This is a genomic window from Chryseobacterium taklimakanense (assembly GCF_900187185.1).
Taxonomy (GTDB): Bacteria; Bacteroidota; Bacteroidia; order Flavobacteriales; family Weeksellaceae; genus Planobacterium; species Planobacterium taklimakanense.
This window is the reverse complement of sequence record NZ_LT906465.1, coordinates 2,350,554-2,363,854: the sequence shown is the minus strand read 5'-3', so window position 1 is coordinate 2,363,854 and position 13,301 is coordinate 2,350,554. Positions and strand designations below refer to the sequence as shown.

General features: G+C 42.2%; 11 protein-coding genes. 9 read left to right on the top strand and 2 right to left on the bottom strand.

All coding sequences use genetic code 11. The features are described from left to right. Positions 1-99 precede the first annotated feature (99 nt). The 4 genes from CKV81_RS11305 to CKV81_RS11290 all read left to right on the top strand — a co-directional run bounded on the left by CKV81_RS11305 (position 100) and on the right by CKV81_RS11290 (position 4,714). Entirely contained in the window at positions 100-2,322 is a 2,223-nt protein-coding gene (locus tag CKV81_RS11305; protein ID WP_095073301.1) for a TonB-dependent siderophore receptor, read from the top strand. A gap of 17 nt (positions 2,323-2,339) precedes the next feature. Beyond that, the gene (locus CKV81_RS11300) at positions 2,340-2,864 is read left to right on the top strand and encodes a hypothetical protein (RefSeq protein WP_095073298.1); all 525 of its coding nucleotides are present in this window, start codon (positions 2,340-2,342) and stop codon (positions 2,862-2,864) included. Positions 2,865-3,166: 302 nt separating this feature from the next. Beyond that, positions 3,167-4,012 (top strand): mechanosensitive ion channel family protein, encoded by an 846-nt coding sequence (locus tag CKV81_RS11295; RefSeq protein ID WP_095073296.1) that lies wholly within the window; start codon positions 3,167-3,169, stop codon positions 4,010-4,012. Positions 4,013-4,231: 219 nt separating this feature from the next. Further along, on the top strand, positions 4,232-4,714 hold the full coding sequence (locus CKV81_RS11290; protein ID WP_095073294.1) for a SixA phosphatase family protein: 483 nt from the start codon (positions 4,232-4,234) through the stop codon (positions 4,712-4,714). Between the two features lie 108 nt (positions 4,715-4,822). Here the strand turns inward: CKV81_RS11290 and CKV81_RS11285 are convergent, their stop codons facing one another. Continuing rightward, complete coding sequence (locus CKV81_RS11285) at positions 4,823-6,367, bottom strand: serine hydrolase (RefSeq protein ID WP_095074470.1); 1,545 nt, start codon at positions 6,365-6,367, stop codon at positions 4,823-4,825. Positions 6,368-6,678: 311 nt separating this feature from the next. On the opposite strand from CKV81_RS11285, the gene pyrF reads away from it, so the two are divergent. The 5 genes from pyrF (at position 6,679) to CKV81_RS11260 (ending at position 12,927) form a co-directional block, all read left to right on the top strand. Next, positions 6,679-8,043 (top strand): orotidine-5'-phosphate decarboxylase, encoded by a 1,365-nt coding sequence (pyrF, locus tag CKV81_RS11280; protein WP_095073291.1) that lies wholly within the window; start codon positions 6,679-6,681, stop codon positions 8,041-8,043. Positions 8,044-8,069: 26 nt separating this feature from the next. Next, positions 8,070-8,981, top strand: coding sequence for an AEC family transporter (locus tag CKV81_RS11275; protein WP_095073289.1), 912 nt, complete (start codon positions 8,070-8,072; stop codon positions 8,979-8,981). A 92-nt stretch (positions 8,982-9,073) separates the two neighbouring features. Then, positions 9,074-9,748 (top strand): DsbA family oxidoreductase, encoded by a 675-nt coding sequence (locus tag CKV81_RS11270; protein WP_095073286.1) that lies wholly within the window; start codon positions 9,074-9,076, stop codon positions 9,746-9,748. A 160-nt stretch (positions 9,749-9,908) separates the two neighbouring features. Next, positions 9,909-12,002, top strand: coding sequence for a polyphosphate kinase 1 (gene ppk1 / locus CKV81_RS11265; protein WP_095073284.1), 2,094 nt, complete (start codon positions 9,909-9,911; stop codon positions 12,000-12,002). A gap of 28 nt (positions 12,003-12,030) precedes the next feature. Next, positions 12,031-12,927 carry a Ppx/GppA phosphatase family protein gene (locus CKV81_RS11260; RefSeq protein ID WP_095073282.1) on the top strand — a complete coding sequence of 299 codons (897 nt, stop codon included), beginning with the start codon at positions 12,031-12,033 and terminating at the stop codon, positions 12,925-12,927. 124 nt (positions 12,928-13,051) lie between these two features. Here the strand turns inward: CKV81_RS11260 and CKV81_RS11255 are convergent, their stop codons facing one another. Next, a complete protein-coding gene (locus tag CKV81_RS11255) occupies positions 13,052-13,300 on the bottom strand; it encodes a NifU family protein (RefSeq protein WP_095074467.1) in 249 nt (82 codons plus the stop codon). Position 13,301: the final 1 nt, after the last annotated feature.

Here is a 13,301-nt window from a genome sequence, read left to right as displayed (position 1 = left end):
TGTATAATATTGTTTAGAATTATTCCAAATAAATTTTGCGAATAGCGACTCAATTTTTACTTTTGCACCGTTATTTTAATTCATTCTAAATAAAGGTAAATGAGAAGGGAAATTCTAACAGCAGCAGTTCTTGCGATTTCAGTAAGCGTGTACGCTCAAGGACCACGACACATTGATACGGACACATTAAAAATTCAGGAAATTGAAGACATTATACTTCATAAAACCGGAAACCCAAACAAGGGCCGCTCTTTCACCACAAAATCGCTGATTCCCCTTATCGAAAATCCACAACCGATACAGATGGTGACGCACGAGATCATCGAGCAGCAACAGGCAAAACAACTGAGCGATGTGGTGAAAAACGTGAACGGAATCTACATCACCTCCGCAAGAGGCGGCTCGCAGGACAGTTTCGGCGGGCGTGGCTTTACTTTTGGAAATGAAAATATTTTTAAAAACGGAGCAAAGGTTAACAGCGGTATCTTCCCTGAAGTAAGCGGTTTGGAACGTGTGGAAGTGCTGAAAGGCGCCAACGCAATGCTTTACGGCAATGTGGGCCCGGGCGGGATCATCAATATGGTGACCAAGAAACCGCGTTTCAGTTTTGGAGGAAGCGTCGGGATGAATGTTGGCAGTTGGAACTCATATAAGCCCACGGTGGATATTTACGGGCCGCTTTCTCAAAAAATTGCTTTCAGAATCAACGGGACCTATGAATATGCCGACAGCTTCCGCGATGTGGTGAATTCTCAAAAACAATATTTCAATCCTTCTTTTGCATTTAATATTGGCGAAAACACCCAAATTTTTGTAGAAGGCGATTATTTGAAACAACATTTCACGCCAGATTTCGGTTTGGGTGCCTTAGTGGAAAAAACCACCGGAATTTCTTCATTTGAAACCGGTTTGGATAAAAAGCAGTTCCTGGGCGAAGACTGGAATTACCAGACCAGCCAGCAGGCGACCGGCGGAATTACTTTAAACCATAAATTCAACGACCGCTGGTACCTGAATTCAGTGGCTTCATATCAAAATTATACCAAGGATTATTTCTCTGTTGAAAGAATCCAATGGAAATACACCGGGAACCCAAGCCAGTCTGAACCGACCTGGGACCGCACACTGAACAAAACTTACAACGAACAGAATTATACTTCGTTACAGATTAATTTGAACGGTGAATTCAACACCGGAAATGTGAAACATAAAGTGCTCTTCGGTGCCGACGGCGATTACGGTACTGCAGATGCGTACACGTTCTACAATCCGACTAACAATAAGAATTTCGGAACCTCGTACATCGTCGGCAACTGGAAGCTCAATACACCTACAACCTGGACACATATCGCAGAGCCGAATTCTGAAAAGAACACCAGAAACCGCATCAACACGACCCGTTACGGCGTTTATATTCAGGATTTTGTGGAACTTTCAAACTATTTTAAAGTTTTGGGAGGTGTAAGATATTCTAACCTTCAGAATGATGATACAGTAGAAAGAAATTTCAGGACAAATACTGAAAAAACCAAGGATAATACCGGCACCAGCGAGTATGCTTTCTCACCAAAGGCCGGACTGGTTTTCACACCAAATGAAAATTTCACGGTTTACGGAACCTATACCAATTCTTTTGTACCAAATTCAGGATTTACGGTTGACAATGCGCCACTGAAGGCATCTGTAGTGGACCAGTACGAAATCGGAATCAAGAAAAATGTGTTCAACAATACGGTGGCTTTCAACATCAATGCTTACCAAATCGACAACCGGAACACTTATACTACCGCGATTTACGATAAAAACGGCAACCTCAATTCCGATTCAAGCATCAAGGAATTTGCAGGAAAAGTGAGGAGCCGCGGTGTTGAACTGGACATCACCGGAAATCCGACGCCACAATTGTCATTAATCGGCGGGGTTTCTTACAACCACTCCGTTTATACGGAAACGCCAGAGATTACAGGTTATGTAGAAAATCAAAGACTGGTGAGAACGCCGGCAACTACAGCAAATGCTTCCGTTTTCTACAAATTTGACAACACCCTGAAAGGCCTCATTTTAGGAGCATCAGGCTTCTACACCGGCGACAGGAAAGCCGGATGGAACGATACCAAAACCCAAAAAGAAACCACAAGAATGGTATATTTGAAAGGTTATACCACGGTAGATTTATCTGTTGGATATGAATATAAAAACTTCCTGATACAGGGGAAACTGGGCAATATTTTCGAGGCAGAAAACTACAACGTTCACGAAAATTACTCGGTAAACCCGATTACACCGAGAAACTTTTACTTCACGCTGAGTTATAAACTTTAAGATTAAAAAAAACAAAAATGAAAACAAATAAGAAAACAAACGTAACGTCGACGATGCGGATTTTGCACCGTTATCTGGGATATTTTACGGCGGGAATTATGGCGGTGTACGCAATCAGCGGGGTTTTGCTGATTTACCGTGACACGAATTTCCTGAAATCCGAAAAGAAATACGAAGTTGTGCTTCAACCGAATTTGGAGGAGAAGGAACTTGCTAAAGAAATCAAATCAAGAAATCTGGAATTTACCGGCTCGAAAGGCGACATCCGCGAGTTTGAAAACGGAACTTACAACATCAGAACCGGTGAAGCGAAGTACACTAAAATGGAACTGCCGTATGTCCTGGCAAAGTTCAACGAACTGCACAAATCGACATCGAAACACCGTTATGCCTCCCTGAATACGCTGTTCGGACTGGTGCTTTTCTTCTTTGTGGTTTCATCGTTCTGGATGTTCAACTTCAAATCAAAAGCGTTCAGGAGAGGAATGATCTATGCCGGAATAGGCTTCATCATCGCTCTGATTATGGTGTTTTTTCAATAGCGTATCTCATACAGAGACAGACGAAGCAATATCAAATTAATTCTTCATTTAACGTATAAAGCCCTGCCGAAATTTTAGCAGGGTTTTATCTGCTTCAGGTTTTTTTTACGCCTTTCTTACTTATTCGGTTGTGGTGTGCAGCGCAGCTAAGGTTTAATTTTCTGTCGCCCCTTTGGGAAAAAATTTCGCGCGCTCCTTCTGCAGGAATTGGCTGAACACGACATATGAACCCTCCTCCCAATTGGCAGGAGTGAATTTTCCTCGGTTAAAATTTTCATAAATTTGAAAAAAAATGAGCATTAATGGACGAAAGTAAAAAATACATCGATTTGGTTATTGGGGTTTTGGAAAACTGGTGGGTGAAATTCGCGGAGTTTACACCCAACCTCATCGTGGGAATTCTAGTCTTTTTGTTTTTTCTTTACACCAGTAAATTTCTGAGTAAAATAAGTGTAGACCTTTTTCAGAAACTTTTTCCAAAAAGCAGAAATCAGGATACCGTGATCACTTTGATAGGATTTTTCAGGTTTCTGATTATCCTCATCGGCACTTTTATCACGCTGGAAATTATGGGGCTGAGCGGTTTCTTCATCAAATTTCTCGGAAGTTTGGGTGTAGCCGGGATCATTGCGGGTGTCGCTTTAAAAGATATTGTATCATCCATGTTTTCCGGGATGCTGGTAAGCGTGGACAAAGCCTTTAAAGTGGGTGATTATGTAACCATCAACAATATTTCGGGAACGGTTGAAGAAATTGGCTTCCTTACGACCAAAGTGATTAATGATGAGGGAAAGAAGGTTTTTATCCCGAACCAAATGATTTTTAGTGCGCCTTTCATTAATATCACGGCATCACAGCACCGTAAAATCATCATTGATCTGGAGATTCCAAATACGGAGAATCTGGAAAAAGCCAAAAGCGTTTTGCTCAATGAAGTTCAAAGTTTGGGCTTTGTGCAGGATCCGGAGAGTGCCGAAGTGGTGTTCGTGCGTCAAAAACTGGGAATTTACAGTCTGCAGGTCAGGTTTTGGATGAAACCCGGTGAAAATATTCAGTCAGTAAGAAGTGAAGCCATCGTGAAACTGAAAAACCGCCTGGATGCAGAAGGAATTGCGACTTCAGTACCGGCAACGGTAAGCAGCCTTTAATGGACATTACTCAGAAATACACCCACACGATTACCTGTATTTTAAATATTGTGCATCCACTCCAAACACAAAGCCAGAAGGCGGAAAGTGAATCCGTAAAAAGATAATTTGAGCACCCGGTGACATCAGCTGATTTTCTCTTGCGGGAATCTTCGGTAAATTTTTATTTTTGAATCATATTATTTTTTAATTTCGTTTTTAAGATTTAAATAAAAATAAGTGAAGACACTGTACCTTGTACGCCACGCTAAAAGCGACTGGACCCACGATGTGCCCGATTTTGACCGACCGCTGAATGAACGCGGTCACAGCAACGCCCGGGGCATGGCGAAACATCTGCTCGAAAACGGCTTCAATATCGGGTGTTTCATCTCGAGCCCGGCAAAAAGAGCACTGACGACGTGCCGGTATTTTGCGGAAACATTTGGCAATTCAAACATCAAAAAAATTGAAGACCTTTACGAACCTTTGCTGGAAGATTTCACCAATACGGTTGTGAGAATTGATGATGAATATAGCTCGGCAGCTCTGTTCTCCCACAATCCGACGATTTCTCAATTTGCCAGTTCGCTCACCTCTGAAGTATTGGAATTTCCGACCTGCGCTGTTGCAGTTTTTGAAGTGGATTGCGAGGAATGGTCACAATTTGAAGTTGCACATAAAACCCTCACTCATTTTTTTCTTCCAAGAGAGATCCTATAATTACAGTCATCACGGCTACACCTTAAGAATCTAAATCATCTTTCAGTAATAAAAAAACTTCAGCCCATGCTGAAGTTCCTGTAAACCTGTGCAATCCTTACACAGACACTATTTCGTCCTCTTCAAATCCAAATCTTCAAAGTCGAAAGAGAAATCCGTAACATCAGAAATCGGTTTCATTTTCGCACTTTGCGCTTTTCCGTTCTCGTCATAATTAAAAATTAAGAAGGCGTCGGCGTCATAGCTTCTGTCGTCCCATTTTGCAATAAATGTGCTGGCTGAATACGGGATCAGTTCTCCTTTCAGCCGTGGTGACGTTTTGCTGGCAATTCTGTAAGTACTGGAATGCCTGGTTATTTCTACATCGCCAAACCAGGGATCGGTGTATGTTCCGGTAATTTGTTCTGGTACCACTTTGCAGGCCTTTGATTTTTGGAAGGCCTCAGCTTTTGCAAAGATTTCTTTTTTTCCTTTCTCGAAATCTGCATTCATTTTTGCCATTCTTTCGCCGTAGGTTTTCAGCCAGTTTCTGTCATCAATTCCAAGGTAAAAATCCTTTACCGTGTTGGTAATGGTATTGAACGCAGCGCCGCTTTGCTGATTGGTAAGCACAACGATACCCAGCTTCATATCAGGAATCAGGGTAAACTGCGTTACCGTCCCGATCAGCCCGCCGGTGTGCTGCACCTGTTTATGCCCTTTTACATCGCTGATGAACCATCCCAGCCCGTAACCATAATTCTGGGTATCATAAGGATTTTTCAAAGCTACCGTCGAAGGCTGCTGTATTTGCCAAAGTTGTGCAATCTGCTTGTCAGAAACCAGTTTTTTGCCCTCTTTTGTGGTAAAGCCATTGATCAGGAAATCCGCCCAGGTCAGCATATCCGGAATATTGCTCATAATTCCGCCCGCTGCGTTGGCCGTTTCGTTCCAGTCGTGCGGCACCTGTACGGCTTTGCCGTTTACCGGCGCATGCGCATCAATTTTGTTGGCAACACTCTTCGCGCGGTTATAGCTTCCGAAACTTTGCATCATGCCGACAGGTTTCATAATTCGCTGCTCGATGAATTCTGCCCAGCTCAAACCGGTAATTCTCGTAATCACCTCTCCGGCTACAATGTACATCACATTATTATAATCCATCTGGTTTCTGAAAGAATGTTCCGGTTTCAGATAACGTACGTTGTGCACGATATCTTTCACCGTCAATGTGCCGCCTTCAGGGAAAAACATCAGGTCGCCCTGTCCCAGCCCAAGCCCTGCTCTGTGCGTAATCAGATCTTTCACCGTAATTTCCTGCGTTACATATGAGTCATACATCTGGAATTCAGGAATAAATTTTGTCACTTTATCGTCCCAGTTCAGTTTGCCTTCGTCCGCCAGAATTGCCAGAGCGGTCGCCGTAAACCCTTTTGAATTCGAAGCAATTCCCACCAGAGTATTTTCGTTCATCGCCTGTTTTGTTTTCAGCGACGCAACACCGTGGCCTTTAGCATACAGGATTTTACCGTCTTTGATGATTCCCACCGACATACCGGGAACATCAAAAGTTTTCAGCGTATTTTGCACCAGTTCATCAAGTTTTCGTTCTTCAATCTGCGCAAAAGCAAGCACGGAAAACAGTACAAAGAGTAGAGAAAATTTTATTTTCATGAGATAAATTTTCATCAAATATAAATATTTTTATGAGGAGCAAGACAAGCAGTGCTCCGGTTTCTGCGCAGTCCGGCTGTTCATTACAATCTTTTTTGCCGGATGTCTCGGGATAACTTCAGACGGAATTCCCAAAGCAAAAAAGGATTTCCATTGCCATCCGGGCTGGAAATTTCGTTCGATCTGTAAAAGTCGCGGGTAAAAAGTCCGTCATTATTCATCTAAAACTCATCAAAAACCCCGCATCTCTCCCACTTCGGTTTCCATCTTCCCGCAAATAATCCTAACTTTGTAGAAATCAAAACAAGTAAATGGAAACTAAAAAAGAGTTCTTTCTGGAGTGCTACAAACTCGGCATCATCAAGTTCGGAAGATTTACACTGAAATCGGGTATCAAAAGTCCGTTTTACGTAGATTTGCGGCCACTGGCCTCAGACCCGAAAATCCTGAAAAATCTGGCAAATTATATGCTTGATATGCTTCCGTTGGACAATTTCGACCTGATCTGCGGGGTTCCTTACGCTGCACTTCCGATGGCGACGGCGATGTCTCTGGAAAGTTACCTTCCATTAATCATCAAAAGAAAGGAAGCCAAAGATTACGGCACCAAAAAACTTATTGAAGGTATTTACCAAAAAGGACAGAACTGCCTTCTGGTAGAAGACGTAATTACTTCCGGAAAATCACTTTTGGAAACCATCCCCGAAATTGAAAATGAAGGCATTACCGTTTCCGATATCGTTGTAGTGCTCGACAGACAACAGGGCGGTAAAGAACTTCTGGAGAGTAAAGGTTTCCGGGTACATACATTATTTACCATCAGTGAAGTTTGCCAGCTACTGCAGGAAGAAGGCCAGCTTACTGACGACGAAGTTGGAAGAATCAAGGATTTCCTTGCCGGAAATGTGGTGAAGTTCGAAGAAAAGAAACGCAAATCTTACCAGCAGAAAATTGATTCTAACAACCTGCATTCAAAAGCCAAAAAACTTCTTGAAGTTGCGCTTGAAAAAAAATCAAACCTGATTGCTTCTGCGGATGTCCTTACGACGAAAGAACTTCACGACCTTGCAGAAAAAGTGGGTCCAAACATCGTGGCGCTGAAAACGCACATCGACATCATTACTGATTTTGATTACGATAAAACAATCATTCCACTTATTGATATTGCTGCAAAACATAATTTCCTTCTGATGGAAGACCGCAAATTTGCAGATATCGGAAACACACAGGAACTGCAATATTCATACGGCATTTACAAAATTTCAAATTGGGCAGACCTCATTACTTCGCAGGTGATCGGCGGTTTCCAGTCGCTGGATTTCTTTCATAACTCAGGAGTAATCGCTATTTTAGGCATGTCATCTGCCGGCACATTGACGGATAAAAATTACCGCGATGAAGCCACAAAAATTGCGCAATCACACCCGAACGTGATCGGAGGCGTCGCGCAGAACGAACTGCCCGAGGAACTTCTTCTCTTCACCCCGGGCATCAATCTGGACACCAAAGGCGACGGAAAGGGCCAACAGTACAACACCCCGGAACATGTCTTCAGAAACCTGCACACGGATTTTATTATCGTTGGCAGAGGAATTTATAAAGCTGAAAATCCTGAGCAGGCTTCATTAAGCTATAAAATTGCAGGTTGGGACGCTTATGAAGCAAGTTTAGGATGAAGTTGAGATTTTAAAGACCGGGATTTGTGTCAAATATAATTTTACTTTTCCTTTGTATAGCCCTGGGAGCCCTGCTCCGAAAGGGAAAAATACTCCCGGAAAACGGACATGTGGCGCTGAACGCTTTTGTGATCAATATATCACTGGCCGCACTTTGCCTTTTTTACATCCCAAAGATTGAATTTGACCTAAAACTGATATTCCCCGTCGCTGTTGCCTGGCTGAATATCTTTTCTGCAATACTGCTATTTACCTTTGCGGGCAAGAAATTTGGCTGGAACAAATCATTGATTGGGGCTGTAATTATGTGTGCCGGATTTGGAAACACCTCATTTGTCGGTATTCCCGTCATTTCAGCTTTATACGGTAATGAAGGTTTAAAGACCGTAATGCTGGTGGATCAGCCTGGAAGTTTTGTAGCACTTTCCACAGTTGGGATTGCGGTCGTAAATTTCTATTCCGGAAGCCACAGTTCCGCTGGTGAGATTTTAAAAAAAATCATCAGGTTTCCGCCCTTCATCACCTTTTTACTCGCTATTTTTCTGAACATTTTTCAATTTCATGTTCCTGAGGTTCTGGATGATGTCTTAAGCAAACTCGGTGCGACGACCGTCCCACTCGCACTGGTTTCCGTAGGCAGCCAGTTAAGATTCGAAAGTCCGGGACCATACACAAAACCCCTTGCCGCCGGGCTTTTATTTAAACTGATTTTTTTTCCGCTTATAATTTTCATCCTTTACTGTTTAATCTTAAAACAAAATGGTGAAGTGATTGAAATTTCTCTGATGGAAGCAGCAATGGCTCCGATGATTACCTCAGCAATTCTGGCTTCATCTCATGATCTGGAACCAAAACTATGCAACCTTTTCATCGGTATCGGAATTCCGCTTTCCTTACTTACACTGACGCTTTGGTATCTTGTTTTGCAACAGCTCTGAGATTAATTGACGAGCCTCAAACATCTCTTTTAACACGCCTCAATGGTCTGATACTTGTTGTTATGTAAATTTGAATTCCCAAAAATATTGTGATGACTGTAGATATATTCAGCGACATTCGTTGCCCTTTTTGCTACGTGGGCAAAAAGAAATTTGAAAAAGCACTTGATAAATTCGCAAAGCGCGACGACATAAAAGTCGTTTGGCACAGCTACCAACTCGACCCGTACCTGCAAACACAGCCCGATCGCGATCCTTATGATTTTTTCTCAGAGTCTAAAGGCATCCACCTTCAGCAGGCAAAAATGATGCATGAACATGCTAAAAATGCCGGTATAGAAGCTGGAATTGAATTTAATTTTGACAATCAAAAAATTGCAAACTCATACAGAGGTCACCTTCTCATTCAGTTAGCAAAACAAAAAGGAATAGCCAATGAAATGGAAGAAGAACTCTTCAAAGCTCAATTTATCGATGCCAGGAACATCGATGATGAAAATGAATTAATCAGCATCGGAAAAAATGCAGGCCTGACCGAAGATGAGGTGAAAAACGCTTTGAATTCGGATGAATTAAAAAACAAAATCGCAGAAGACAGTTTACTGGCACGAAAAATCGGAGTTCGGGCCGTCCCGTTTTTTGTTTTTAATGATAAATATGCAGTTTCGGGCGCGCAAAGTCCTGAAGTCTTTCTGGAGGTTTTGGAGAAATCCTATGAGGAATTTTCCGCAGGTAGCACAGGGCTTAACCTAATTGATTCACTATAAGTTTCTTAATAGGGCCTCGCCAGATCTCGGGGATCGCTTTTGCTACACCAAACATCACCATAGCGGTATATTTCATAATGTAAAATTTAAACCCCGCTGCATAAACTTAACATTAAAAATTTTATATTTATTGTAATTTTGGGGAAAGTTGAGATGAAAGATGACAGATCAGTTTAATCCGAGAGACATTACTTGGCTTGCATTTAATGAAAGGGTTTTGCAGGAAGCCATGGACGAAAGTGTTCCTTTACCGTTACGAATCCGGTTTCTGGGTATATTTTCCAATAATCTCGATGAATTTTTCCGTGTACGCGTCGCCGGACTCAAGCGCGCTATGGACTTCAAAAACAAGATTTTAAGCGAGAGTTTCTATCAGCCGCCTTCTAAAATCCTGAAGAACATCACCGAAATCGTTATCGAACAGCAGGCTAACTTTAACAAGACCTGGGATAAGATTCAGGAAGAAATGGCGGAGAAAAACGTTTTCATCAAAACTCATAAAAACCTGAACCGGCAACAGCGCGATTTTGTTCGCAGTTATTTCGATGAGGAGGTTGAAAGCAACGTGATCCCGATCCTGCTTCACCAAAATACGCCGATGCCTTATCTGAGGGATAAAAGTTTGTATATCGGTGTTGCCATGCGAAAAAAAGAATGGCAGTACGAAAGCAGGTATGCGATTATCGAGGTTCCGTCACGGATTCTGGGGCGTTTTGTGCTTCTACCCTCCGAAAGCGGTGAGAAAAACGTGATGCTGCTGGAAGATGTCATTATCGCAAACCTTCCGTATATCTTTTCATATTTTGGTTATGATGATTTCGAAGCGCATTGCTTTAAAGTAACCAAAGACGCCGAATTTGACCTCGACAACGACATCAGAACCACCTTGGTTGAAAAGATTGAAAAAGCTGTGAAAAGCCGCCGCAAAGGAAAGCCTACACGTTTCACTTTCGATAAGAATATGGATAAGGCACTGCTTGAGTTTCTGATTAAAAAACTGCAGCTCACATCCAGAGACAGCATTATTCCGGGCGCTAAAATTCACAACTTTAAGCATTTTATGGATTTCCCGGATGTCTTCAAAGCGATAGAAAAACCGCAGGAACGAACATCATTTACACATCCCGATTTTACTGATGGCCAGCGAGTTACTGATGTGGTTTTACGGAAAGATGTACTCCTGACCTTTCCCTACCATTCTTATGTGCCGGTGATTGACCTTTTACGGGAAGCCGCGATGGATCCCGATGTAAAAACGATCCAAATTACCGCCTACCGTCTCGCATCCAATTCAAAAATCGTCAATGCGCTGATCAATGCAGTACGAAACGGAAAAGATGTCACCGTGATGGTGGAACTCCGCGCAAGATTTGATGAAGAAAATAACCTGAAGTGGAAGGAAAGGCTTGAAGTGGAAGGCGTAAAAGTATTGGTCGGCATTCCGAATAAAAAAGTACACGCCAAACTTTGCGTGATTAAAAAAAGGGTAAACAATAAAACCATGCAGTATGGTTTTGTAAGTACCGGAAACTTCAACGAAAAGACCGCAAAAATATACGGCGACAACCTGCTGATGACCTGCAACCGGTCCATCATGGCTGATATTAACAAAATTTTCAATCTTTTCCGAAAACCAAAGCTTAATCCGGAAGAAGCCCTGAAAAACTGCAAGACGCTGGTGGTTTGCCCAAAATATATGCGGGAAAAAATCGAGTGGCATATCAATAAGGAAATATCAGAAGCCAAAGCCGGAAGGAAAGCGATGATGATCATCAAAGTGAATTCACTGAGCGACCGGGGCCTGATTTTAAAACTCTACGAAGCTGCTGAAGCCGGTGTGACGATTAAAATGATTGTCCGCGGAATTTACTGCGCGGTTAATAAAAAAAGTTTCAAACAGCCCATCGAAGCTATCAGTATTGTGGATGAATATCTGGAACACTCCCGCATAATGTATTTCTACAATAAGGGGCAGGAAGATATCTATATCTCATCCGCCGACTGGATGACCAGAAACCTTGACTACCGTGTGGAGGCAGCTGTAAAGATCACTTCAAAACCACTGAAAAATGAAATAAAAGACTTGCTTGAAATTCAGTTGAAAGACAATGTAAAAGCAAGGATTCTGGATAACAAACTGCGGAATAAATATGTGAAAAAAGACGGCACGGAGTTCCGTTCGCAAATCGAGATTTATAAATATCTGAAAAACAAAGCCGACGAGCAGAACCAGCGGCGGATGAAAGCCCTGTAAAAATTCTTAATTTTGTAAAAAATCTTAAATGAAAATTGCCGCCATAGATATCGGGAGTAATGCCGCAAGACTTCTGATTAACGAAGTAACTGAACCAAAAAAAGGACAGCCCGAATTTGTAAAACTCAATCTGCTGAGGATCCCGCTGCGTTTGGGGATGGATGTGTTCAGCAATGGCGAAATTGGTGAAGAACGCGAAAAAATGGTGATTGATTCCATGAAGATTTTTGCAGACCTGATGAAAATTTATAATGTGGAACACTACCGTGCCTGCGCAACCTCAGCGATGCGCGATGCCAAGAACGGAGACCATATCCGCGAAATGGTGAAAAAAACGTCCGGCATCAATATCGAGATCATCTCCGGTGATGAGGAGGCCAGCCTGATTTATGAAAACCACGTTGCAGAAACGCTCGACAAAAATTATGGTTACCTGTATATCGACGTGGGAGGCGGTTCAACGGAAATGATGTATTTCGAAAACGGCAAAATGAAGTACAAAAGATCTTTCAACATCGGGACAATTCGCCTGCTGAACGGTTTGGTAAACGAAACACACTGGAAGGAGATGAAGGACGAAATAAAAACCAAAATCGTGGGTAAGAAACCGATAACCGCTATTGGTTCCGGCGGCAACATCAACAAAATCTTTTCTTTAAGCAAAACCAAAGACGGGAAACCACTTTCACTGAATATGCTTAAAACCTACTACAAGGAATTTTCTGCGCTGAGCATCGAGCAAAGAATGCACAAATACAGTCTTCGTGAAGACCGTGCCGATGTTCTGGTCCCAGCTTTGGAAATTTACACTAAAGTGATGCAATGGGCAGAAATTTCAAGAATTTTTGTGCCGAAGATTTCTGTTGCTGATGGTTTGGTACACAGTATTTATGATAATTTACAGAAGAAAAGGACCACCATCTAAACCGGCACATTTGAATGGAATAAAAGGATGCTCAGAATTTCTTTAAAAAACAAATGATGCCACTCCGGTTTATAAAAAAATAAGCGGGCTAAAACCCGCTGTCTTTTAAAACATTTAATCGAATTTATTCTACATTCAGAACCTCGGTAATTTCGGGTGCGTATTGTTTGATCGTGTTTTCCACACCGAGCTTCATGGTTGAAAAGCTCATCGGGCAGCCATTGCAGTTGCCGATCAATTTCACCAAAACCTTGTCGCCCTCTACGTCTACCAGCTGAATATCGCCGCCGTCCCTGTTCAAAAAAGGCCTTATACTTTCCAAAGCTTCCATCACCTTGGTTACTGTCTCTTCGTGTTTTATATTGGTGTTCATC